Origin of the sequence: Dendronalium sp. ChiSLP03b (assembly GCF_034531165.2) — a bacterium.
GTDB classification, from domain to species: domain Bacteria; phylum Cyanobacteriota; class Cyanobacteriia; order Cyanobacteriales; family Nostocaceae; genus Dendronalium; species Dendronalium minutum.
The window spans coordinates 133807-158368 of record NZ_JAVRBR020000151.1 but is presented as its reverse complement, the minus strand read 5'-3'; the positions used below and the strand labels follow the sequence as shown (position 1 = coordinate 158368).

Here is a 24562-nt window from a genome sequence, read left to right as displayed (position 1 = left end):
AGGCAAATCCGGCAAAAATACTATAATTTGTTACAAGCGTAATTTATCCTACTCTCAAAACGCAAAATTCCAGAGTTATCGTTAAAGCTTTTCTTTTCTTACTCTTACAAAGACGAAGCTCTACGGGATGAATTAGCAAATCACCTCAGTATCTTGACACGGCAGGGCGTAATATCCAGCTGGCACGATCGCAAAATACTAGCAGGAGAGGAGCGCGATCGCCAGATTAATGAAAATTTAAACACAGCCGATATTATTCTGTTGCTTATAAGTTCAGACTTTATTGCTTCCAATTATTGTTGGGAGATTGAAGTCACCACAGCAATAGAACGTCACAATGCTGGAGAAGCTTGTGTTATTCCAATTATTCTGCGAAGGGTTGATTGGAGTGAAACTCCATTTGCTAAACTGCAATCTTTACCCAAGAATGCCGAACCTATTACATCTTGGACTAATCGAGATGATGCCTTTGCAAATGTAGCTCAGGGAATTAGGGCTGCTGCTGGGCAACTCATTGAAAAGCGTCAACAAAAACTCACGCTTGCAAGAAAAGAAGCTGCCATAGCTGAGTACTGCCAGCAAGCTGAAGAATTTGCAGCTGATGGTGAGATTTCTTTTGTAGAATCTGAAATATTGAAAGATTTACAGGAAAAGCTAGAATTAACCGATCAAGAAGCTCGTACAGTCCGAGACAAAGTATTAGAACCTTACGGGAGATACAAAGAAAATCTAGATAAATACAGGCAAATCTTTACCAAGTTAGTAGATGCACAAGGATATCCGTTAGGAGAAAAAGCTAAAGCTGATTTGAAGAAATTGCAGCAATACTACAAGATAAAAGATGACGATGTAGCGTTTCTAAATAAGAAAGCCGAAGCCCAAAAGCAACAGCAGGAAGCACAAAGATTACGCCAAGAGCGAGAAAGAGCAGAATATCAAAGGCAGCAAGCAGAATTACAAAAACAAACAGCAACAGAATCATCTACGCCAATTTCTGTACCAGAATCTTCTCCAAATATTCAGACTCTGCCCTTTGAGTTCGATACTGCCACCATAACAGTAAAATCAACAGGATTGCTTGGTTTGGGAAAAACCCATGAAATTAAACGCAGTCGTAAACGAGCCAAGTTTTTTAAAGAAGACTTGAGCAATGACGTAATTCTAGAGATGGTTGCAATTCCTGGCGGGAAATTCTTGATGGGTTCGCCTGAGAATGAACCAGAACGAGATAGTGATGAAAGTCCACAGCACAATGTCACCATTCAACCTTTCTTCATGGGGAAATTTCCAGTTACCCAGAGTCAATGGACAGTTGTTGCTTCACTTTCCAAGGTCAATATTGATTTAAACTCCCAACCATCGAACTTTAAAGGGACTAATCGACCTGTTGAGCGAGTGTCTTGGGATGAGGTAATTGAATTTTGTGCCAGATTATCTAATAAGACTGGAAAGAGCTATCGCTTGCCTAGCGAAGCAGAGTGGGAATATGCTTGTCGGGCAGGAACGACTACCCCGTTTTATTTTGGCGAAACGATTACGACTGATTTAGCAAATTATCGAGGAACAGACTGGAATTATCAGGAGACATTGTATCCAGGCAATTATAATGAGGGCCCTAAAGGAGAATTTCGTAAACAAACAACAGATGTGGAAAATTTTTCACCAAATGCCTTTGGTTTATATGACATACATGGTAATGTATTTGAATGGTGTCAGGATGGCTGGCACAAAAATTATAATGCAGCACCAACAGACGGTAGTGCTTGGATGAGTGATGATAATTATCGTATGCTGCGGGGCGGTTCTTGGTACTACAGTCCTAAGCTTTGCCGTTCGGCGTTTCGTCTTATCTATGATGCAGGCAGCAGTTACAGCAATTATGGTTTTCGAGTTGCGTGTTCTGGTACTCGGACTTAGTAGCCTATATTTTGCACTTTACGATAACCTATCGCCTGATGAAGATGCGTTATGCCACCGCTAATATCGTGTCCGGTTAAAGATTTATCATTAAGACCGCAGAGGGGCAGAGGGGCAGAGAGGAAGGGTTTTTGGGCTTTCTGCATAGATTTGGGAATTATAACTAATTAGCCAGACTTGATATCACCCAAAATTTGGCAAGCAGGGGAGCCACTGCGGTGGACGGGTTTCCCGGCATAGAGCAAGTGGCGTGGAGCAGGGGAAGCAGGGGAGGCTTGGGCTAGGCGAATTGCGATGTAATTAGGCTGGGTTATATTCATTACTAGGTTTTAACACATCTTTTGATACCTTACGCCTAGCTCAACCACTCCAAAATACTAGCTTTACTCTTTACCAAACCCTTATAGAGCAGTGACTCTAGCGACATTGACTGAATTGCAGTATGCAGCTTAGACCTTAACACTGAGTCTTGTTTAATTACAGTACAATCTCTGAAGTAAGTACGAATACTAAACAGCGCAGCTTCATATTCTGGCAGTCCCCAAATTACTTGGCGCTCAATTCGCAGATAAAGCTTGGGATGTTGGAGATCAAAGCTTCTACCCTGCCACTGACTAACTGAAATATCAGGCGGTGGTTCGGGATGGTGGTTGAGGCGGGTGTCGGTACTCAAACCCCAAGCAAAGCGAACCATCGGTTTTTGGGTAATCATTGTATGAGCGATCGCATCTGCGCGCCGATTTATTTTTTCCATGCCTGCCACAGGTGCGTGTATCGTCGCAAAGTCTGTACCAATTTTCTCCTCCGCAGACCAGTGGTTGGGATAGCACAGATGAAATGCGCTCAACCAGTTACTACCATCGCTACCACGACAAATAACTGTCAGGTCTTCTTGTATCTGCGTTGCTAAAGCATCGAGGGTAGAGGCGTAAACTGGAACAACTTGACTACCCTGGACTTGCTGTAACTGCCAGTCTGCATCTAAGTAAAGGGTTTCTTGGGTGAGTTGACTGTGGAATTTCAGCGTGTTAGCTGTTAACTTTTGACAGTCAAAATATTGCGGGTGTTCTTGGGTGAGGCGATTAATAATTAAACGAGCGATCGCCCCTGCCACAGCTTTAGAATAGTTACACGTCTGGTAATATTTACTCAACCGTTCGGCACGAGCCAAAAGTTTAGCCTGACGGTAATGTATAAAATTGTCATCAATTTGAAATACCTGCTGGTCAGCCTGACCATTACCCAAGCAAATACCGAAAGGCATCATCCCCGGCTTAACTTCATAGCGTCCACTCATCAAGGGGAAGTAGCAAGCAGTACTGTTAGAGACTTCAACTATCTGAGCTTCCACAAATAAGTTATCTCCAGGAACAGTTTGTGCTAAGTAGCTGGACAAAAATATTTACTGTCATTGCGAACAAAGTGAAGCAATCCCAAACCCTTGCAATTGCTTCGTTTCACTTCGTTGCACTCGCAATGACATTGTGTAATTAATTCTGTCCGATTACTTATGCGTCTTAGCGTAACTCTTGTACATGATATCCTGATTTTTCAACTGAAAAATGGATCATAAATTAATACGCGATCGCTTCATTAAAGAACACCTGTTTGATGACTAAGTAGAAAGGTGCAAATAAACATAATTATATAACGAAAAGTAAACTTAGCTCAAACCCTCTTCCCTTCTGCCTTCTGCCCTCTGCCTTCTGCCTTGTCTCAACGATAAATATTCACACCGACCTACTTAATACCAATTTTGGATGTCTTCGTGTCCCCGCGTCTTTGTTTCTCCGCGTTCCCAAGTCCCCTATCCTTCTTTCCATCCATGCATAGGTGCTATATCTTTAGCGATTGATTCAATAATGAATGGTGGTGCTTCTGATATCAAAACGCTGGGATAAACTGCCGTACCCCAGATAGGATGCACTAGCACGCAACATTTGTTTTTAATAACAGGATATTTTAATAAAGCTTTCACCACGGCTGTGTCGTTGTGGGGAATTGCTCCCGGATGGGAAAGTAAAGGATAGCCAGTGCGGGGGTCTATGAGGTCTGCTAAATAACTGCGATCGCGCAAATTAAATGCTAGATCGCAGCCAAATCTCATAAACTTTTCTCGTAGGCGTTCTTTCTCTATTTCTATTTCTGCCGTACATTCTACTAATTGACATCGTGATTGTTGCAAGACAATCACAACCCATAAAAAAGCTTGCTGTTTCCAGTCTGGTAATATCCGTTCGCGGTTGGCACAGATATAGTGACTAGGACGATGAATTGAAATTTGAACCGCTTGTCCTGTTTTGCCAACCAAATTAATAGGACAGCCTTGCTCCGAAATGCAAGTTTTAGGATTCACTACATTAATTCGGTTTTTGCAAGTTGTTAATTTATTCCTTCGGATCGATGATAACTCTTAATACTTCATACAAATCATCAAATTTTTGTTAGAAGTGAGGTTTCTTTAAAGCCATTTTCAATAAAGTGTAAATTTTTAATCTCATTTTTATCGTTTATTAACCAATACTGATAGAGTTTGCTGCTACCACTTTCCAAAGTAGGAGGCAATAGTTAGTTGTCAGTTGTAATTTTTCTTCCCCTGCTCCACGCCACTTGCTCTATGCCGGGAAACCCGTCCACCGCAGTGGCTCCCTTGCTTGCCTTTTTACCGTCGTTGGATACTACAAAATTAATCGAGTTTTAAAGCATTAACTGGAACTTCATCCCAAGAATCGACTATCCGCAATCGTGCTATCCAACCGCTAGATCTTTGGATCTCGGTCAAATTTTTCTGAAACGACTCATGACAATCTTTGGCTTGAGACTCATTACAACAGGCTATACAGGCATAAATCATGCCAGACGGATCGATTTGCTCATTTACCCAAATGCTCATGGAGTATCCTCTCAAAAAGTGATGTTTCATTTTAGAGTTTATCTCTTAAGAGTTATATCATTAGAGATAAGAATTGAAATAATGTATTTTTCTTAGGGTTTTAGAGGTCAAAAATTTGACTTGTAAACCAATCGCAAATATCACAGCAATCGCGGACACAATGTTGCTCTGAGTTAGGATATTGGGTTTATGTGGAAGGTGTATAGGATTTATCCCCTCTTTCATAGCGACGACGGTAGAGTAATTCTAACTGTCCACCATATTCCTGAATCCAAGCAATTTGACGCTGGTAAAGTCCTCGAAAGGTATTAGCAAATAAGAGTGTAAAGATAGCTACAACTAATCCTGATGCTGTAGATACTAAAGCTTCACTAATCCCAGCCGTGACACCTGTGGTTTTAGTACCTCCCACATCACCAATATCTAGGGAGGCGAAGGAAGAAATTAATCCCAAAACTGTGCCAAGAAGACCCAAAAGAGGTGCAAGACCAACAATTGTCTCAAAAATATTTTGGAAGCGTTTGAGTATAGGTATTTCGGCTTGCGCTTCACTTTCTAATGCTAAGCGAAATTCTTCAGGCGTTGGCTCCTCCAATTCTAAAGCAGCAAGAAAAATCCGGGACATAGGTAAATCAGTATTTGCCTGCAATTTATCCAAAGCACCAACTACATTGTCAAGGCGGTAAAGCTTTAGCACATCTCGCACAATGCGATTTTGCCGACTATTTATCTTCACCCAAAATATGACACGTTCTATAATTAGCGCCACACCTAGCAGCGAAAACCCCAGCAGAGGCCACATGACAACGCCACCTGCTGCAAACAAATTACCAATTGCCATCTATTTTTCTTCAACTCTTCGATAATGCACACCTAGGTTAACAGATGGGGATTGAGGACAATGGGGACAAGGGGGACAAGGAAAATAACAACTGATAACTGACTACTGACAACTTACCAATCGATACTTTTTTATCTGTTGACAGCTGTGGCAGTGTTGAGTTGAATTAAGGGTTGGTTGACGATCGCATCTAAGCCTACTGATTTTAAAAGGTCTACCCAATCACGAACTAAGGTCAAATCGTTGGGATTTGTCGCACGTAAATCAGCTAAAGTTTTGAGTGTATCGTGCCAATAACCGTTGTCTGCATAAATCAACACGCGCTGTCTCTGGGTTGCTGTCTGCAACTGTGTAGCTACTGTTGCAATTGGTTGCACTCGTTGTATCCAGCCACTGGCGATCGCATCGCCACTACGATCGCCTCCAGTAGGATCGCAAAGTAGGGAAAAGCGCCAACTATATTTCTGTCCAACTTGTAATCCTGGAAAATCGGCAGGTAAGGTATAGCTCATAATGCCTTTGCTGACAGTTACAGGCACAATTTTGTTTAAGAGTATTTTTTCTCCTGTTTCATTCCGCAACAAAAATTCTGCTTGCTTTGCGGAAGTTTGGGGTACATTCACAAAAAATGTTGGGCGATCGCTTACTGTTAATTGCACGGGTAGGTCATTAGATGCCATCGTTGCAGGTTTTGGGGGTATAACTGCACTTATAACTTGAGGACTGCATTCGCCGCGTGCTGCTCCTGCTTCTAGATTACGAGAACCTCTAATACTAGGTACTTTGAATCGTAACAGGGAACGGCGGCGCGGTGTAAATCTTGGTTGTGAACCCTGAGAAACTTGTTGTGAAATTGCATCTGAGGGTATTGCTATTGCTGCCACAGTCGCGAGCGATAAATCTGTAGATAGGGTTAAGCCTAGTGCGATCGAGATTAAAGTTTTTTTAAGCATAATTTTTTACAATAATTAACCTGTAGCTCAAAATAATCAAGTTTGTAATTAATGGACACATCTGTTGCTGGCAATGTCTCTTAACTTTTCGTTTGGCGTTGACGCAAATACGCCACAGACAATTTTGCACCTAGCAGAATGAAAAAACTAGTTACACTCTGCATTTCAAGGACTTGCTCATTTTTAGGATAGTTCCTCTTTACAGACATAAATTGTATAAATTAATTAAATTTTGAATTTAGTTTGTCACAGTACAATCACTATGAGTATTTTTTATAAAATTAGTAAAAAAATCAGGATAAGTGCTATAACCTTACCTAAGTACAGCTTTGCTTGGAATCGTAACGTTTTTAAACGCAGAGAAAGGCGGAGTCTTTCCCAAGAGAATTTGCTACGACTTAATCAAACGCTGTACTAACTGATTGGGCATACTGATTACCATTACCCTAAATGTGATGCTTGATTGCGCCCAACCATCGTGAAATTGAATTTTAGCTTGGCAAATTCTTTCTAACTGCTGTTATCTGCTTTGGGAAATTTTAAAAATTAATAAATGTTTATATCAAGTGAAAAACAAAAGATTGCTTAGTTCGTTCTTGACTGTAGGCGGGACTGTAATTGTTACTAGCCTAGCTATGACTGGCATAATAGTTGGATTGCGGGTGCTAGGTAGTCTAGAAGGACTAGAGTTGGCTGCTTTTGATGGGCTAATCAGAATGCGTCCCGATGAAGGCCCAGACAAACGCTTCTTAGTAGTTGGTATCGATGACTTAGATATTCAGACACGCAAAGAGTACCCGATTCAAGATGGGACTTTAGCAGAGGTTTTGGCGAAACTAGAGAAGCATGAACCGCGTGTAATTGGTATAGATATTTTAAGAGATGTCCCACAAGGGCCAGCAGCAGGTCGCGCAGAGTTAGTAAAGCGGTTATCTGATAGCGATCGCATTGTAGCAGCATGTTCAATTAGTAAGGCCGACTCTCCCGGAATCGCGGCGGCACCAGGCATACCAGAAGACCGCGTTGGAGTTGCCGATTTTCCCGTAGACGCTGGTGGAATTGTCCGGCAAGGTATGGTGATTTCCGTTCCTCAAGCCTCGAAACTGCCAGCACCCAATGAACATATCTGCAATTATGTCAATTCAGAAAATCAACTGCCATCCCTGAGTTTTCAGATGGTGGTGCGTTACTTGCAAGGGCAAGGAATTGAGCCAGAACTGACTAAATCTGGAGAATTAAAACTTGGATCTACTGTTCTTAAACGTTTATCGCCAAATGCAGCAGGTTATCGCCACACCGCTATCGGGGATTACCAAATATTGCTCAACTACCGTTCTGCGAGGAATGCAGCCAAGCAAGTATCACTTAGCGACATACTTGCAGATAAAGTCGATCCGCCTTTGATTAAAGACAAGATTGTGATGCTCGGCTATACAGCAGCAATTGTTAAAGATAATTTTTACACACCTTATAGTGGAGGAGCCGAAGACAGCCAAAAAATGCCTGGCGTGGTAGTTCACGTACAAAATGCCAGTCAGATATTGAGTGCAGTTTTGGATAAACGATCGCTTTTTTGGTATTGGAATCAAGGACAAGAAAGTTTGTGGATATTTGCCTGGTCACTAGTGGGAGGATTTTTGGCGTGGCGGATTCGCAAACCTTGGCTATTGATTTTAGGTGGTGGAGTAGCGATCGCCATTTTATTCGGAGGTGCATATATAATCATTCTCCAAGCTGGGTGGATACCTCTAGTACCGCCAGCACTAGGACTATTAGCAACTGCTGTTGGTGTAGCGTTGATAGATAGATACGCCGTCACAATTGTCAAGACAGTTAAAGGCTTCCTGAAAATCAACATTGAGATTGACGAAGCCAAAAAGGATGCAGAAGTAGCTGCGATCGCAGAAAGCGATTATTTTTTGGAATTACAGCAAAAAGCCAAGGATTTGCGGAATCGGGATAACAAAGAAGTTTCGCAAACAGCGATCGCACCTGTTGTTACCGACAATTTAGAGTCTCATAATCTCAGTCTTGAAGAAAGAATTGATATCCCTAAAAATTCTCAACCCACAAAACCAATAGAAGAAGTAGATTACTTGCAACAGGTGCGTGACAAACGCAATCAAATCAACACACAAGAAAATAGTACTGATGCTAACAACATAGAAGCAAAACAGATACAAGAAACTGTTGAAGAACAGGAAGAAATAGAATACTTAGAACAATTACAGCGTCGAGCTAAGAGACTAAAAGGAAGTTAAAGGATAATAAATATGAATCACCAAGACTTTGAGGAATTATCAGCACAAGAAGGCCTGGCAGATGCCATTAATTTGCCTGATGAACAACGGCAAATTTTTACTTTGATAATTCGTCAGAAAAAAGTGACTTTAGAGGAAGTTATAGTTCATACAAATCTGGCAAAAGAAATTGTACAGAAACATTTAGAGACTCTGATTTTCCAAGGAATTATTCAGGAATCAAATGAAAATAGCGATGTGGTTTACTATCAACCTCATCTTATCAGCAAAAAGAAAAGCAGACTTAATAAAAATATATGGAACAAACTTTAAATTTTTATTTTTTAATCTTATGGGCAATTCTAAAGAAATAAATGTTCCTGTTTGTGGTGGTTGATAATCAGTCAACAATTTAATCTATGTCAAAAATTGTATCTATTCACTCATTTCGGGGTGGTACAGGCAAATCGAATTCAACGGCTAACCTAGCTGGAATAGTAGCTCGCTATGGGCATCGGGTTGGCATTATTGATACTGATATTCAATCTCCAGGTATTCACGTTCTGTTTGGTTTTGATGAGCAGAAAATGAAATACTCACTTAACGATTATCTTTGGGGACGCTGTAATATTGAAGAGACTGCCTATGATGTCAGCTCGATTTTAGGTAAAACAGGAAAGGCAAATAGCCGCATTTACCTAATTCCTTCTAGTATTAAAGCTAGAGATATTACCAAAGTTCTGCGAGAAGGATTTGATTTTAATCTGCTCAATGAAGGCTTTCAAGAACTGCTTGATGTACTAAACTTAGATTACTTATTTATTGATACTCATCCAGGGTTAAACGAAGAGACTTTGCTCTCAATCGTCATCTCTGATATTTTAGTTCTTATCTTACGTCCCGATCGCCAAGATTTTCAAGGTACTGCTGTGACAGTTGAGGTAGCCCGCAAGTTGGAAGTACCAAAAATGTTACTTTTAATCAACAAAGCATTACCAGCACTAGACTTTGATGCTTTGCAGCAACAGGTAGAAAAGACTTATAACGCACCTGTAGCTGGTATTTTGCCAGTAGCAGAAGAATTGATGCAATTAGCAAGTAGCGATGTTTTCTGCTTGCGCCACCCAGAACATCCCTTCAGTCAGGTTATGGAAAAAGTTGCCCAGATGATTATGCAGAAGTAAGGGGAAATAAGAAAGACAAAGTGAGATAGTTCTGCGGGAGGGTACCTCCAAAGCCATTCTGTGAGGTGAGCAGTCCGTCAGGCGGCTAGCCTTCTCCTAAGGTCGCTGCTGCGCGTAGCTTGCTTAAGAGCAGGGGTAGGGCAAGCGCTGCGAACTGGCTTTCAAAAACATTTAGCCAAACCCATTCAACCGATTGTATTTATTACAGCGATCGCAAGTTTGGTAAGTACAGCTAAATTTAGAGTTACGACGCTGAGAAATACCATTTTTTGAAGTTTGAAAAATTCACTCCTAGGGGGGTTGCAAAATTTCTATGACTTCAGCATAAAACTATAAATGCAATCAAGTTGAAGTATGGTTATCGCCGAAAAGTTGTTCAGCCATAAAGGAATGAAGGCAAGAGTAATCATTTGATTCTCAAATATTGACCAATAATACCAATTTTCAAAAAGAATGCAACAGATACAAGCATGTATAAACCCAAATAGAGCTTGACTTTCTTAATTACGAATTCCGAATTAGTATAACTAAAGTCACCCAATCAGGTGAAGGCACATAGTAACACCAAAGCTTAGTATAAAAGAAAATAAAGCAACTATTAAGCTTCCTATTCGTCTATTTATGAGTTTATTGATAAATATTCAATCCACAAGTTTTTCATATTCCTGCACTTACCCTCCCACTGAAGGCTACTCAAGCAAAGCAATATTCGTCAGTTGCTATTTATGATGATGCAGATAGAAATTCCCTTTATTGGTAAAGTTAAACATCCACAACGCTGGCTAATTGGGCTGATGACAGCAGGTACTTTGGTTGTTGGGACAACCATAACCTACAACTTTGTAAATCAGGGCACAAACAAACAAGATATTACGCAATTAACTGTTCCTGTAGAAGCAAAAAACGTTACCCTGCGGATTACAGCTAGTGGTAAGGTAGTGCCAGTTCAAAGTGTGAATATCAGTCCCAAAAATCCTGGGGTGCTGGCGCAATTATATGTGGAACAGGGCGATCGCGTGCAGCAAGGACAAATTATTGCCCGGATGGATCTAGGCGACATCCAAGCACAAATCCTTCAGTACCGCGCTAACTTAGCACAATCTCAAGCCCAGTTGGATGAAGCCCGCGCCGGAAATCGTCCCCAAGAAATTGCCCAAGCCAAAGCCCGTTTATCACAAGCACAGGCACAGCTAAATCAAGCCCGTGCTGGTAATCGTTCCCAAGAGATTGAACAAGCTCAAGCTCAAGTTAACTCAGCGAAAGCACAGGTGAACCTGACGCAAGCACGCGTCACCCGATATCGAGAATTAACCAGGCAGGGAGCAACTTCTCAAGATCAGCTTGACCAGTACATCAGTGAAGACCAAAGAGCAAAAGCTAGTTTAGAAGAAGCGCAAAAAAGATTATCGCTGTTAGAAAGTGGAACTCGCAGCGAGGAAGTTGCTGCCAAAGAAGCAGCTGTTACCGAAGCTAGGGCAGCACTGGTACTATTAGAAAATGGCAGCCGTCCTGAAGAAATTGCCCAACGCCAAGCAGCAGTGAAATCAGCTCAAGCTCAATTGGCCGCAGCAGAAGTGAAGCTACAAGATACAGTGATTCGCGCTCCCTTGAGTGGAATTGTCACGCAAAAATATGCCAACGTTGGTGCATTTGTGACACCTACAACTTCTGCTTCTAGTAGTGCGTCTGCAACTTCTAGTTCTATTGTTGCCGTAGCACGGGGTTTAGAAGTACTAGCTCAAGTTCCAGAAGCTGATATTGGCAGAATTAATCAGGGACAGCAAGTGGAAATTATCGCTGATGCTTATCCCGACCAAATTTTTCAAGGTCGCGTGCGGCTAATTGCTCCGGAAGCAGTGGTGGAACAAGGCGTGACATCCTTCCAGGTGCGAGTAGTTCTTGATACTGGTACAGAGAAACTCCGTTCCGGCTTAAATGTGGATCTTACCTTCCTAGGCGATCGCGTCAGTGATGCTTTAGTCTTACCGACTGTAGCAATTGTGACTGAAAAAGGGCAAACTGGCGTACTCGTACCAGATACAAACAATAAACCTCTATTTCGCGAAGTCACAGTCGGGGCACAAATTAAAGACCAAACTCAGATTTTAGAAGGAATTAAACAAGGCGATCGCGTGTTTATTAACCCGCCGAAAGACTACAAAATCGAAAAGGCGAAAGAATAGAATAATTCGTAATTCGTAATTCGTAATTCGTAATTCGTAATTATTAAGACATGAATTTTTTAGAAAGCGTCAAAATGGCAGGGAAAACTCTGCTGTCAAATAAGCTGCGTAGCGCCCTTACTATGCTGGGTATAGTTATTGGTAATGCTTCGGTGATTGCCATGATTGGTATTGGCGAAGGTGGGCAAAAATACGTTTCTGGACAGTTGGAGTCGTTGGGACCAAATGTGTTGTTTGTGATTCCAGGTAATCGGGAAACTCAACGCATCTCCAGAGATGTGCCGAAAACCCTGGTGTTAGAAGATGCCGAGGCGATCGCAACTCAAGTACCAACAATAGCAGCAGTCACAGCGGAGTTAAACAGTAGGCAGGTAGTTACTTCCCGTAACAGAAATACTTCCATTAACATTATTGGCACAACTCCTAGTTTCTTAGCTGTACGAAACTTTGAAATTGACAAAGGGCGGTTTTTCACCAACGTAGACATGAAGCGCAGCAACCAAGTGGTGGTGCTAGGTGCGAAATTGGCAGAAAGATTTTTTGGTAATAGTAATGCTGTAGGTCAACAGTTGCGAATCAAAGATGCCAGCTTTCAAGTGATTGGAGTATTAACAGCCAAAGGCTCAAACCTGGGTGTCGATTATGACGATGCAGTATTGATGCCGATTATTACAACAGCAAACCGAATTGTTGGGCGAACTTCTCCCTATGGACTGGAGTTAACTTATATTACTGCTTCGGCTAAAAATTCTGATAGTGTGGATGCCGCACAGTTTCAAATTACCAATTTGCTGCGCTTGCGACACAAACTTACCGGAGAAGATGATTTTACCATCAACACTCAAAAGGATGCTTTGCAAACAGTTGGTCAAATCACAGGTGCATTGACAATTATGCTAGCAGCGATCGCAGGTATATCACTGTTTGTCGGTGGCATTGGCATCATGAATATTATGCTGGTTTCCGTCACCGAACGCACCCAAGAAATCGGATTGCGAAAAGCGATCGGGGCAACAGAGCAAGATATTTTGCTACAGTTTATGATTGAAGCAGTGATTGTTTCTGCCATTGGCGGCTTAGTTGGGACTGCGGTTGGTGTCAGCGGTATTTTCTTGGTAGCAGCCTTAACTCCCTTAGAAGCGGGAATTTCGCCTTTGGCAATTGCCATGGCCGTTGGTGTTTCTGGCGGTATTGGTTTATTCTTTGGTGTCGTTCCCGCACGTCGTGCTGCTAAACTCGACCCAATTGTTGCTTTGAGAAGTGCTTAGTGATAATAACTTGGTCAGGCGATCGCTAGTCACGAAGTATGTGTGATTACAACACCTTACACTGCCCATGATGCCGCAGCAAATGGTCACACAGTACCAAAGCTACCATCGCTTCCACCATTGGAACTGCACGCGGTAACACACAAGGATCGTGCCGTCCTTTTGCGGCTAATACTGTTTCTTCACCTTCACTAGTAACTGTTTTTTGTTCTTTTCTAATTGTTGCTGTTGGCTTAAATGCAACTCGTAAAATAATATTTTCTCCGTTGGAAATTCCACCTTGAATGCCACCAGAACGGTTAGTCACAGTACGAATTTTACCATTTTCATCAATATAAAATTCATCGTTATGCTCAAAACCAGTGAGCAACGTCCCGCCAAAACCCGAACCAATTTCAAAACCTTTGCTAGCAGGAAGAGACATCACAGCCTTAGCGATATCAGCTTCTAATTTATCAAATACTGGTTCGCCTAAACCTTTGGGGACATTTCGCACTACGCATTCCACAACACCGCCGATAGAATCACCTTGTCTGCCAGTTTGTTCAATTAATTCAATCATGCGATCGGCACATTCAGCATCGGGACAGCGGACGATGTTGCTTTCCACTTGTTCTAAGGTGACAGTATTAGGATCGACTACACCTTCTAAATCCTTGATGCGCTTGACGTAACCGATGATTTCGACATTGGCAACTTGACGGAGAATTTTTTTAGCGATCGCACCTGCTGCTACTCTTCCAATTGTCTCACGCGCTGACGACCTACCCCCACCTTGCCAATTGCGAATACCATATTTGGCATCATAAGTTGCATCCGCATGAGAAGGGCGATACGTCTGCACCATCTCGTCGTAATCTTGAGAACGCGTGTCTTTGTTCCGTACCAAAATTGCTATGGGTGTCCCCAGAGTTTTACCTTCAAACACACCAGACAAAATCTCGCAGGAATCAGCTTCTTTGCGAGGTGTTGTAATCTTACTTTGTCCCGGTCGTCTTCTGTCTAACTCTACTTGAATTTCTTGGGCAGAAATTTCCAGCCGTGGAGGACAACCGTCAATTACAACTCCCACACCGCCGCCGTGGGACTCGCCAAAAGTGCTGATGCTAAATAGATGCCCAAAAGTGCTGCCCATAATATTTATGAAATAAGGAAGAAGCTTATGTATTGTACCTAGAGGTCTTGTAAAAGTGTTCTTTGCCCTCTGCACGATGGTCACTTTCTTCAACTTTAGGAACCAAAGCACGAATTGTCTTCTTCTGCAACTAATATTCAGCAACAACAAGAATATTTACGCCAAACTGCTGTCTCTAATTTTTCCTGTTGATGCTGTAGGGATTAAATTGTCTAATTCTTTGAATTTCCCAGATTTGGAGAGAAAGGAAAGCAGTAGGAATAATTTATAGCTGTAATATACGAAATTATTATTACTTACTATTATATGTATTTAGGAATACATTAAATTTTAATACATGCATGCTACTAATAAGCGTATAACTCTTTCAATTGTATGATTTTCTGTTTCAGAACTAACAGTTACAACACTGTGAATTTTTCTGATACAGAAGTATCATTTTTTGTTTTACTTATTTTTAATAACTAAAAATAATGGTATTTAGCTTAACAGTTTGTAATAATTTTAATTCTTAATTAAATATTAAGATTAAAAAATTAAAATTAAATAAGCCTTTTACTAGGAATATTAAGGAAATGTAAACTATCATAATAACTACTAAAGTCAAAATAAAGTTTAAAATTATAACACAACATTTTTAATTTGCAAATCCTAGTTTTTGCAAATTTTGATTAATGCTGAAAGTTTTGAAAACTTAAAAATCCAGTTGAGATCGAAATGCATATAAAACTTAACTAAATTCTCAAAAAATATTTCAACTAATTTCAGTTAGTTGATAGATTAAATCAAAGCTTTTTCAAATGAAAATTAAAGCAAGATTTTAACAAAAAAGTATATCCTATCTACGATAGCAGAGACTACCACGATGCTTCTAATGGTTGGTTTATTCAGCTGCTTAAGCGTAAAATTAATTGACTTATCGATTTTGGTGTTACCAATAATTACCAAAGTTGATTTTGTAGGCTTTACTGGCTTTGATAAATGTATGGAGTCAAAACTGTTGTTAGCAACAGAAATTGCCTTTTTGCCAGCCGTAGCATGTCTACTTGCTTTAGTATATGAATGCTTATCATTAGAAAAAATACTAAAAAAATTGATTGCGGAAAACCAAAATTTTGCCTGTCAATTAGAAAATGGTGTCTATGAGCGTACTATTGAATTACATAAGGAAATAGCCGAACGCAAGCGAATCCAAGCAGAATTAGAGAAGTCTCTTGCTTTGCAACGGGCAACACTAGAATCCACGACTGACGGTATTTTAGTAGTAGATAATCAAGGTAATATTGCAGACTTTAATCAAAAATTTGTGCAGATGTGGCAGATTCCTGAGTCATCGATTGACTCAAGGAATTTTGGACAAGCACTGAGAGTAATAGCAAAACAGCTAGAAAACCCGAAAAAGTATCTAGCCACTGTGAGAAAATTACATCTGCAACCAGATACAAACAGTGATGATGCGATCGCATTAAAAGATGGAAGCATATTTGAGCGACATTCAGAAGCGCAACGCCTTGGCGGCAAAATCGTGGGCAGAGTCTGGAGTTTTCGGGATGTTACAGCTCATAAGTTAGCAGAAGCCACAATTCGCCATCAAACTTTGCATGACCTTTTAACTGATTTACCAAACAGAGTCTTGTTTAATAAGCGGCTTTGTGAGTCCTTGGCACAAGCAGATCGATCTGGCAGCGAACTAGCAGTCTGCTTTTTGGATTTAGACCGCTTCAAAATCATCAATGATACACTAGGGCATGACATTGGAGATGAACTATTGCAAAGTGTAGTTCAACGTTTGAAAAAATGCCTGCGATCGGTTGATACTATTTCCCGTTGGGGAAGTGACGAGTTCACGATACTTTTGCCCGAAGTTAGCGATACCAAGAATGTAGCTCACATACAAGAACGCATATTAGCAGCTTTTAAACCTGGATTTGATATCAAAAATCATCACTTGCATGTTAGTGTCAGCATTGGTACTGCCCTATATCCTATGCATGGAAAAGATGCAAAAACCTTGATTAAACATGCTGAGGCAGCATTATATCGTGTCAAGTCACAGGGACGAAATCACTATCAATTTTATCACCCAGAAATAAATTCACAAGCTTCAGAATCGTTAATTTTGGAAAATAGCTTGTACTATGCTCTAGAACGGCAAGAATTTAGAGTTTTCTACCAACCACAGGTGAATATCACCACGGGTGAAATTACGAAAATGGAAGCTTTGCTGCGTTGGCAACACCCAAAACTAGGTTTAATTCCTCCTGAAAAATTTATCCCAATCGCTGAAGAAACAGGACTAATTGTACCCATAGGTGAATGGATTTTACGAACTGCTTGCGCTCAAAATAAAGCTTGGCAGGATGCTCTTAGTTTCCCGACGCTGACAGTAGCAGTTAATCTTTCTACACGACAATTTCAGCAATCTAACTTACTCAATTTGGTGAGTCAAATATTGTTGGAGACTAAATTGAATTCCCATTGTTTGGAGTTAGAAATTACCGAAAGTATTGCCATGGAAAACGTGGCTTTAACCAAGGGAATTTTGAGTAAATTATGTAATATGGGTGTCTCCATTTCCATAGACGATTTTGGCACGGGGTATTGTTCTCTTAGTTATCTCAAAAATTTTCCTATCAACTGTTTAAAAATTGACAAGTCTTTCGTGTGCGATCTAACTAAGGAGAATTGTCAAGCAGCCATCACAACTGCGATAATTGCTTTGGCGCATGGACTGAATCTTGTAGTTGTTGCCGAAGGTGTGGAAACTGAAGAACAACGAAATGTATTGCGAATTCTTGAATGTGAATTAATGCAAGGCTATCTTTTTAGCCGACCCTTATCAGCAGAAGATGCCACAAGATTGCTGCGAAAATCTACAACTTGCAGAGTCAGTAATTCTTGTCTAGTTGCATGGTGTTAAACAAAATGGTTGCTAGACAAGAATTACTGAGAGGTGTATTTATCTTATACCAAAAGCATACCACACGCAAGAAAATAAATAAGCAGAATGCAGTATAAGACAGAGTATCTATTACATATGCTTATGGTGGGGTTGACAGTAAAATGCTCTACTAGCGGATCGAGGATGCCGTTACCAGAGTCCTGCCATGTTTTGTGCCATTTTCTATGCCATGTTTTGTGTCATAACATTCATCAGCACTGTCAAGGTAGGCTTCATAACACCAATCATTGTCAGAGTCTTCCTTTACAAAACCTCTAACGTCAAACCAGCTAATTAATGATTCTAGTGGCAGTATCACATACCAGTCCTGCCTGTTCATCCAGTCATCTACTGCATAAATCAAGCTGTATCTCCCACTTATCGGATCGCTAAGGCATCATGTAAAAATAACTTGAACAATTCACCGAATGGTTAGATCGTCAGAATGTAACTGAATTAAAGGCTTATATGTCTAATAAGCAGGTAGTAGAAAGCATTCAAGACAAGTATGATTCGTAATTGCCCTATTTGAATGAGAAAACACGGCGCATTTGGGCAGCAATTGAAGCCCGAAGCCTAGGTTGGGTGTAAAAATAAACCTTCAACAGTTTCAGGAATGTTTTCTTAAGATGCTTGTACCTGGGGCGATCGCGCTTTTTACGGGCTAATCTGGAACTGAATGCTTTACTGTACCTACTTTCAACCCGATGTCGTCAAACTATTGAATAACGTAGCGTGCCTGCTAAATGATTGAATGTGGCACATAATGGCGTTAGAGTAGCATCTAAAGCCCCACCTAGATGCTTTCGAGGTAGGGCTTTTGTTTTTATGCCTAGAGGTGATGATTCTTCATCTGTGAAGCGCGGTTACAATAGGGAATTTATCCGATTGTTAAATCTGGTTCTTCACAAAAGTTAAATAGGGCTGACTCAGTTTCTGATTCATCTTCAAATACAGCAGAGATGTACCATTCACAGGGCGAATCATTCGTGTATTCAGCCCAAGCAATTGTTGCTGTTTCACCCGATGGAATCCCTGAATCACTCAAGGTGAATGGAGCCCACTCTTCATCATCGACAGATACCCACAACTCTGTAATTGCCTGTTCGGTTTGATTGGTAACGGTAAATGTGAATTGGTCTGACATATAATAGCCTTTCAGCGATAAATACATTGCAGATTGTCAGCTACCGATTATACACACACTTTTTCCAAAGATTGTCAACTTAATTGCCATAACCTTTACTCAGAGCAGATTTGAAGTTTTTTCTCAAGTTAAATTTCTGAAAGAGTATTAAAAATATTACCGACTAATATTTAATTATTGAACAAAACTACGAGATAATACGGAGGTATGTAAAAGTCTAATAAGATTCCTATAGTACTGTTAAGTAATAAAATTTTCTAAATTCACTGCATAAAACCACACCAACCTATCTATAGGAAAGTATCTATTGTAGGGCTTACGCACTCGTAACGAAAAACTAAGCCTTTGCGATTACTTCGCTACCCTGCGGGTTCTCCGTTCGCGCTAGCGTCTCTGTAGGAGAAGGAGTACGCTCGTAATGACGTAAAATCGTAGTCCTTGCGTAAGTCCTGTATTGTTTTAGGAGGAGAGTAACGCAGGGTCAACCCCCTGTATCAAGCCATTTTCTATGTCTATTAATTACAAATTAGTATTTGCTACTAATATTAACAAGATAATTCTAGAGAATACACTTAACTAAAATGCCACGCGGTGTTGCTACCAGTCGCTCAACTCAAACCAAACAAATAACTGCTCCCAAACTTTGGTTGTTACTAGTGGGAGTCAATCAATACCAGGATGAGCAACTTCCGTGTCTGCGTTACTCAGCAGTTGATTGTCAGGTATTAGCAGAAGCTTTAACAAGTGCAACACAAGAGCAATTTTCCCAAAAAGAAATCAAAATTTACCATGATTTTGCAGCTGAATTGCCACTTTTAACCACTGTTCTTAGTAGTTTACAGGAAATTACTACTACTGCTCAACCAACAGATACAATTCTGTTTTATTTTTCTGGACATGGAATGCTCCAGCCAACTACACAGCAAGCATTTTTATGTTTAGCAGATACGCAAAAAGATAACCTAGAAAAAACAGGTTTAGCTGTAAAAGAATTGTTACATCTATTAAGTAATAGTGGGGTACAAAATCAGTTAGTCTGGTTGGATGCTTGTCATAGTGGGGGGATGTCGCTTAGAGAGACAGTAGAACCTTTGCTCAATGCTACACCGCAATTAGTAGAAGTATTACAGCAACGCGCTGCTAAAAGTAAAGGTTTTTATGCTTTACTTTCTTGCGATACAGACCAGCAATCTTGGGAGTTTCCCGAACTAGGACATGGAGTATTTACTTATTATTTGATGCGGGGTTTACGCGGTGATGCGGTAGATGCTCAAGGTGTAATTTCTGCTGATGGACTTTATCGTTATGTTTATCATCAAACACTGCAATATATAGATAAAACTAATCAACAATTACGATTAATTAATCAGCAAAAAAGAGGCAAAGGCGATACTCAACTTGAGCGCGAATATCCTCTGCAAACCCCCAAACGGATTGTAGAAGGAATTGGAGAACTAATTCTAGGTACAATACCTGCGATCGCTCAATCTCTACCTCCGAGAAAAGCATTAGTAATAGAGGGAATCAGTGGCTCTCAAGCAGCACTAGATTTCAGTAAAGTTTTGGCTAGTGCTGGTGCCTTTGAGTTAGAATATTTACCCCGTTCTGGAACCATAACTGCCAAAGATGTTCGCGAAGCCATTAAAGAATGTCTGCGTTCTGTAAGTCAACCGCAGCCACACAGAACTGAAGAACCAGCAACAATATTGTTATACGTGCGTGGACGACTTGAAGAAACTCCCTCTGGAGAAGCAGCATTAGTTTTGTTAGAAGATATTTGGCTAAGTCGTTCTTGGTTAAGACAGCAGTTACGCCGTTCTCAGGTTAATCAACAAATTATTATTTTAGATTGTCCTGTAGGGGCACAAGGTCTTGCACCAATACAGGAATGGGTTGAAGACCTGCAACTAGGGTCGGAAAAAGGACAGTGCATTATTGCTGCTGCCTTTCCAAAAGACAATCCAGAACTATTTGCCCAAGCACTGATTGAGACTTTAAAAACTAGCTCTAAACCCGTTGGCTTATCGGTTGCTGGTTGGATTACTCAATTACAAGTCCACCTAGCAGCACAAACGCAACTCCTTCCATCTTTGCCATTGCATATTTGGCTATCAGGCACACAAGGCGTAATTGAAATTGTACCTGCGATCGCTGGCACGCGCAGTAACAAAACAGCAGCATTGGATTTAAGAATTTGTCCCTACCGTGGATTAAAAGCTTTTGGTGAGGAAGATGCTCAATATTTCTATGGCAGAGAATCTTTAACTCAGCAATTGATTGCCCAACTCGCTCACAAATCATTTTTGGCTGTAGTGGGTGCTTCTGGTAGTGGAAAGTCTTCGATTGTGCAAGCGGGATTAATCGCCCAACTGCGCCCAGGTAAACAATTACCTGGTAGTGATTCTTGGTTAATTAAAAACTTGCGTCCCGGCGCGAATCCTTTGGAGACTTTAGCGCGACGACTGGGGGAGGGGAGCAAGGGAGCAGAGGGGCAGAGGGGCAGAGGGGCAGAGGGGCAGAGGAGCAGAGGGGTAGAAGAAGCAGGGGGGGTAATATCAACATCTTCCTCATCTGCTCATCTTTTACTCGAAGCAATGCTGTACCAGGGGGTAGAGGGCTTTGTCTACTGGGTGCGTAGCCGACCAGAACCGATGGTGATTTTGGTGATAGATCAGTTTGAGGAATTATTTACTCTTGCGCCTAGTGAAGATAGACAACGGTTTTTAGAACTGATGTTAGGAGCGATCGCCTATGCCTCTGATAAGTTTAAATTGATAATTACTGTGCGGGCAGACTTTATCGCTTCCTGTCTAGAAGTACCAGCATTGGCTACGTTATTACAACAGTCGAGCGTGTTGATACCTCCCAAACTGAGTGATGATGACTACCGCCGTGTTATTGTCAACCCAGCCCAACAAGTGGGGTTACAAGTAGAACCCGGACTAGTAGAGGTTCTCTTGCAAGAGTTAAACCACTCAGCCGGAGATTTACCGCTTTTAGAATTTGTCCTAGAACAGTTGTGGGAATTCCGCAAAGCAGGCGAGTTGACACTAGTGGCTTACCAGCAGCAAATCGGTGGAATTAAAGGGGCATTAGAACGTAAGGCGCAGGAAGTTTACGAAAGTTTAGATAACCAAGCTCAAGATTGCGCTCGTTGGATTTTTCTGTCGCTAACCCAATTAGGAGAGGGTACAGAAGATACTAGGCGCAGAGTATTTAAATCAGAGTTGGTGGTGAAAAAGTACCCAAATGAATTAATTGAAAGAACCCTCTTGGCGTTAACTGCTGCAAAGTTAGTTGTCGTGAATTTAGAAGAAGATGGAACTTTTGGCAGTAGCAGAGGAGATAAGGAAACAGACAACGAAAATAAATCTTCCTCCCCTGCTCCCCCTGCCTCCCCTGCCCCCATCTCTTCTGCTGTCACAATCGAAGTTGCTCATGAAATCCTCATCCGTCATTGGTCAACTTTGCGCTGGTGGTTAGAAGAAAATCGCAGCAGGTTGCGGCTGACTCGCCAAATTGAACAAGCAGCAGCTTTATGGAAACACAATAGCCAGCAACCAGATTTTTTGTTGCATGGTGTCCGCCTTGCAGAAGCAGAAGAAATTTATGTCAAATACACAGATGAATTATCTGTTGATGTCCAATGTTTCATAGCTGCTTGTTTAGAAGCTAGACAGCAACAACAACTTGAGCAAAAGAAAAGACTCAGACAAGCTCAAAGGGCTGTGGCAATTATTAGTGTATTGGGCATTGCTGCAAGTGGTTTTGGCGGTTTAGCTTACTTTCAAAAGCAAGCAGCTCAGTTGCGAGAAATTGCTGCTTTAAATGCATCATCAGAAGCATTTTTGTTTTCAAACCAGCAACTAGAAGCTGTAATTTCTAGTGTGAAAGCTGGACAAGGACTCAAGCAATTTTTTGCACCTCCAAAAGATATTCAGTTAGCTACTACGGCAACTTTCCAGCAGGCTATTAATCAAACTCAAGAAATTAATCGTCTGCAAAGTCACAGTCAACAAGTTAATGCTATCAGTTTTAGCCTTGATGGTAAGATTTTGGCTTCTGCTAGCGATGACAAGACAATAAAACTATGGCATTCAAATGGTCAATTGATTACGACAATTACAGGAGCTACAAACAGAGTTACAAGTATTGCTTTTAGTCCAGATAGTAAATTACTCGCTGCTGCTAGTGCTGATAATACTATTAAACTCTATACAATTAATAATTCATGCGTAATTAATAAGAGAGAAATAAACACACAAACTTGTATAGAATATATTGATACCAACTTAATCCAAACTTTCACAGGACATACTGATATTATTACTGAAGTTAATTTTAGCCCTGATGGTAAAACTCTGGCTTCTGCTAGCCATGATAAAACTATAAAATTGTGGCGTGTTGATGGAACTTTAATTAACACCTGGAATGCTCATAATGGCTGGGTGAATACTATCAGTTTTAGCCCTGATGGAAAAACTATCGCCTCTGGTGGTGAAGATAATATGGTGAAACTGTGGCAGATAACAGATGGTAAGTTAATTAAAATTCTTGTGGGACATAAAGGGCGCGTTACCCGTATTAAGTTTAGTCCTAATGGCAAAACTCTCGCTTCTAGTAGTGGCGATAAAACTATCAAATTATGGAATATTGAAGGACAACTGTTACAAACTTTAGAAGGTGACAGCGAACAAGTAAACAGTACTAGCTTTAGTCCAGACAGCCAGATTTTAGCTTCTGCTGCTGACAACACTATCAAAATCTGGCAGTTGGATGGTAATTTATTGGCAACTATTAAAGGGCATGGCGAAAAAATTAGAGATGTTAGCTTTAGCCCTGATGGTCAAATTATTGCTTCTGCCAGTGCTGATAAAACTATTAGATTGTGGAAGTTAAATAATAAAAATCAAACAGATAACGTTCATGATGTAAGCTTCAGCCAAGATGGAAAAATGTTTGCATCTGCGGGTTGGGATGGAGATATCACAATTTGGCAAAGAGATAAAATTGCTCGTGCATCGCCCTTGATTAAGTTTAAAGGTAATAACAATATTATTGATGCTGTTATTTTTTGCCTTGATGACATAGCGACAGCTAGTGATAAAACTATTAAAATTTGGGATATAAAAAATCAGCATTTAATTAAAACACTTACAGGACACAACGACAGAGTTACTAGTATTAGTTTGAGTCCAGATAATCAAATTATTGCCTCTGGCAGTGCTGATAAAACTATTAAGTTGTGGCGTTTTGTTGATGGTAAATTATTACAAACTCTCACAGGACATACTGATGAGGTAACGAGTGTCAGTTTTAGTCCTGACGGTAAGCTGCTAGCTTCTGGTAGTGCTGATAATACAGTCAAACTTTGGCAAGTTGATGGTACTTTAGTAAGAAATTTGACTGGTCATGGTTTAGCGATCGCATCCGTAAGATTCAGTCCAGATGGCAAAACGCTGGCTTCTGCCAGTTGGGACAATACTATCAAACTGTGGAATGTGACAGACGGCAGGTTAATTAATACCCTCTCTAGTCATACAGATGGCGTAACTAGCCTAAGTTTCAGTCCAGATGGACAAATACTAGCTTCTGGCAGTGCTGATAATACCATCAAACTATGGAATATCAGTGATGGTACATTAATGAAAACACTATTGGGACATGCAAATCAAGTAAAGAGTGTTAGCTTTAGTCCTGATGGTAAATTATTACTAAGTGGTGGTGCAGATAGCGGAGTGATGCTGTGGAATCTAGATTTAGATGATTTGATGCAGCAAGGATGCTCAAGAATAGCAGATTATCTTCAGCATAATCCCAATGCTTCTGGTTTAGTTTCTCAGCACTTATGCTCGTAAAA

18 protein-coding genes are annotated in these 24562 nt (G+C 40.7%); 8 read left to right on the top strand and 10 right to left on the bottom strand.

Features of this window, described 5'->3' with window-relative positions; translation table 11 throughout:
• Positions 1-45: 45 nt before the first annotated feature.
• Positions 46-1917, top strand: a complete 1872-nt coding sequence (locus RMY31_RS35880) for an SUMF1/EgtB/PvdO family nonheme iron enzyme (protein WP_322667157.1) — start codon at positions 46-48, stop codon at positions 1915-1917.
• Here the strand turns inward: RMY31_RS35880 and RMY31_RS35875 are convergent.
• The 7 genes from RMY31_RS35875 to RMY31_RS35845 all read right to left on the bottom strand — a co-directional run bounded on the left by RMY31_RS35875 (position 1914) and on the right by RMY31_RS35845 (position 6604).
• Complete coding sequence (locus RMY31_RS35875; RefSeq protein ID WP_409879639.1) at positions 1914-2063, bottom strand: hypothetical protein; 150 nt, start codon at positions 2061-2063, stop codon at positions 1914-1916. The genes RMY31_RS35880 and RMY31_RS35875 overlap by 4 nt on opposite strands.
• 21 nt (positions 2064-2084) lie before the next feature.
• Positions 2085-2237 carry a hypothetical protein gene (locus RMY31_RS35870; RefSeq protein WP_322667134.1) on the bottom strand — a complete coding sequence of 51 codons (153 nt, stop codon included), beginning with the start codon at positions 2235-2237 and terminating at the stop codon, positions 2085-2087.
• Positions 2238-2272: 35 nt separating this feature from the next.
• The gene (locus tag RMY31_RS35865) at positions 2273-3214 is read right to left on the bottom strand and encodes a DUF3445 domain-containing protein (protein ID WP_322667155.1); all 942 of its coding nucleotides are present in this window, start codon (positions 3212-3214) and stop codon (positions 2273-2275) included.
• A gap of 510 nt (positions 3215-3724) precedes the next feature.
• Positions 3725-4273, bottom strand: a complete 549-nt coding sequence (locus RMY31_RS35860) for a methylmalonic aciduria and homocystinuria type D protein (RefSeq protein WP_322660423.1) — start codon at positions 4271-4273, stop codon at positions 3725-3727.
• Between the two features lie 330 nt (positions 4274-4603).
• On the bottom strand, positions 4604-4810 hold the full coding sequence (locus RMY31_RS35855) for a glycogen debranching protein (protein ID WP_322660421.1): 207 nt from the start codon (positions 4808-4810) through the stop codon (positions 4604-4606).
• 187 nt (positions 4811-4997) lie between these two features.
• Positions 4998-5651, bottom strand: a complete 654-nt coding sequence (locus tag RMY31_RS35850; protein ID WP_322660418.1) for a MotA/TolQ/ExbB proton channel family protein — start codon at positions 5649-5651, stop codon at positions 4998-5000.
• 131 nt (positions 5652-5782) lie between these two features.
• The gene (locus RMY31_RS35845; RefSeq protein WP_322660416.1) at positions 5783-6604 is read right to left on the bottom strand and encodes a DUF928 domain-containing protein; all 822 of its coding nucleotides are present in this window, start codon (positions 6602-6604) and stop codon (positions 5783-5785) included.
• A 635-nt stretch (positions 6605-7239) separates the two neighbouring features.
• Between RMY31_RS35845 and RMY31_RS35840 the strand changes: the two genes are divergently transcribed.
• The 5 genes from RMY31_RS35840 (at position 7240) to RMY31_RS35820 (ending at position 13479) form a co-directional block, all read left to right on the top strand.
• Positions 7240-8865 carry a CHASE2 domain-containing protein gene (locus tag RMY31_RS35840; protein ID WP_409879635.1) on the top strand — a complete coding sequence of 542 codons (1626 nt, stop codon included), beginning with the start codon at positions 7240-7242 and terminating at the stop codon, positions 8863-8865.
• 12 nt (positions 8866-8877) lie between these two features.
• The gene (locus RMY31_RS35835) at positions 8878-9177 is read left to right on the top strand and encodes an ArsR family transcriptional regulator (RefSeq protein ID WP_322660412.1); all 300 of its coding nucleotides are present in this window, start codon (positions 8878-8880) and stop codon (positions 9175-9177) included.
• An 86-nt stretch (positions 9178-9263) separates the two neighbouring features.
• A complete protein-coding gene (locus RMY31_RS35830; protein WP_322660410.1) occupies positions 9264-10028 on the top strand; it encodes a MinD/ParA family protein in 765 nt (254 codons plus the stop codon).
• Between the two features lie 725 nt (positions 10029-10753).
• Positions 10754-12211, top strand: a complete 1458-nt coding sequence (locus tag RMY31_RS35825; protein ID WP_322660408.1) for an efflux RND transporter periplasmic adaptor subunit — start codon at positions 10754-10756, stop codon at positions 12209-12211.
• A 50-nt stretch (positions 12212-12261) separates the two neighbouring features.
• Positions 12262-13479 carry an ABC transporter permease gene (locus RMY31_RS35820; RefSeq protein ID WP_322660406.1) on the top strand — a complete coding sequence of 406 codons (1218 nt, stop codon included), beginning with the start codon at positions 12262-12264 and terminating at the stop codon, positions 13477-13479.
• A 46-nt stretch (positions 13480-13525) separates the two neighbouring features.
• Here the strand turns inward: RMY31_RS35820 and aroC are convergent, their stop codons facing one another.
• Complete coding sequence (gene aroC / locus RMY31_RS35815) at positions 13526-14614, bottom strand: chorismate synthase (RefSeq protein ID WP_322660404.1); 1089 nt, start codon at positions 14612-14614, stop codon at positions 13526-13528.
• 928 nt (positions 14615-15542) lie between these two features.
• Here aroC and RMY31_RS35810 point away from each other — a divergent pair.
• Positions 15543-17534 carry a putative bifunctional diguanylate cyclase/phosphodiesterase gene (locus RMY31_RS35810; protein WP_322660429.1) on the top strand — a complete coding sequence of 664 codons (1992 nt, stop codon included), beginning with the start codon at positions 15543-15545 and terminating at the stop codon, positions 17532-17534.
• Positions 17535-17685: 151 nt separating this feature from the next.
• Here RMY31_RS35810 and RMY31_RS35805 read toward each other — a convergent pair whose 3' ends face one another.
• Positions 17686-17895, bottom strand: a complete 210-nt coding sequence (locus tag RMY31_RS35805; RefSeq protein WP_322660402.1) for a hypothetical protein — start codon at positions 17893-17895, stop codon at positions 17686-17688.
• Between the two features lie 540 nt (positions 17896-18435).
• Positions 18436-18702 (bottom strand): hypothetical protein, encoded by a 267-nt coding sequence (locus RMY31_RS35800; RefSeq protein WP_322660400.1) that lies wholly within the window; start codon positions 18700-18702, stop codon positions 18436-18438.
• 581 nt (positions 18703-19283) lie between these two features.
• Here RMY31_RS35800 and RMY31_RS35795 point away from each other — a divergent pair.
• A complete protein-coding gene (locus RMY31_RS35795) occupies positions 19284-24560 on the top strand; it encodes an eIF2A-related protein (protein WP_322660398.1) in 5277 nt (1758 codons plus the stop codon).
• The last annotated feature ends 2 nt before the right edge of the window (positions 24561-24562 follow it).

Excerpts from the sequence above, each read along its gene's own strand:
- RMY31_RS35820 (WP_322660406.1), top strand. The coding sequence starts at position 12,262 with ATGAATTTTTTAGAAAGCGTCAAAATGGCAGGGAAAACTCTGCTGTCA.
- RMY31_RS35845 (WP_322660416.1), bottom strand. The coding sequence starts at position 6,604 with ATGCTTAAAAAAACTTTAATCTCGATCGCACTAGGCTTAACCCTATCT.
- RMY31_RS35840 (WP_409879635.1), top strand. The coding sequence starts at position 7,240 with ATGACTGGCATAATAGTTGGATTGCGGGTGCTAGGTAGTCTAGAAGGA.
- RMY31_RS35825 (WP_322660408.1), top strand. The coding sequence starts at position 10,754 with ATGATGATGCAGATAGAAATTCCCTTTATTGGTAAAGTTAAACATCCA.
- RMY31_RS35870 (WP_322667134.1), bottom strand. The coding sequence starts at position 2,237 with ATGAATATAACCCAGCCTAATTACATCGCAATTCGCCTAGCCCAAGCC.
- RMY31_RS35835 (WP_322660412.1), top strand. The coding sequence starts at position 8,878 with ATGAATCACCAAGACTTTGAGGAATTATCAGCACAAGAAGGCCTGGCA.
- RMY31_RS35850 (WP_322660418.1), bottom strand. The coding sequence starts at position 5,651 with ATGGCAATTGGTAATTTGTTTGCAGCAGGTGGCGTTGTCATGTGGCCT.
- RMY31_RS35875 (WP_409879639.1), bottom strand. The coding sequence starts at position 2,063 with ATGCAGAAAGCCCAAAAACCCTTCCTCTCTGCCCCTCTGCCCCTCTGC.
- RMY31_RS35830 (WP_322660410.1), top strand. The coding sequence starts at position 9,264 with ATGTCAAAAATTGTATCTATTCACTCATTTCGGGGTGGTACAGGCAAA.
- aroC (WP_322660404.1), bottom strand. The coding sequence starts at position 14,614 with ATGGGCAGCACTTTTGGGCATCTATTTAGCATCAGCACTTTTGGCGAG.
- RMY31_RS35855 (WP_322660421.1), bottom strand. The coding sequence starts at position 4,810 with ATGAGCATTTGGGTAAATGAGCAAATCGATCCGTCTGGCATGATTTAT.
- RMY31_RS35795 (WP_322660398.1), top strand. The coding sequence starts at position 19,284 with ATGCCACGCGGTGTTGCTACCAGTCGCTCAACTCAAACCAAACAAATA.
- RMY31_RS35805 (WP_322660402.1), bottom strand. The coding sequence starts at position 17,895 with ATGAACAGGCAGGACTGGTATGTGATACTGCCACTAGAATCATTAATT.
- RMY31_RS35865 (WP_322667155.1), bottom strand. The coding sequence starts at position 3,214 with ATGAGTGGACGCTATGAAGTTAAGCCGGGGATGATGCCTTTCGGTATT.
- RMY31_RS35800 (WP_322660400.1), bottom strand. The coding sequence starts at position 18,702 with ATGTCAGACCAATTCACATTTACCGTTACCAATCAAACCGAACAGGCA.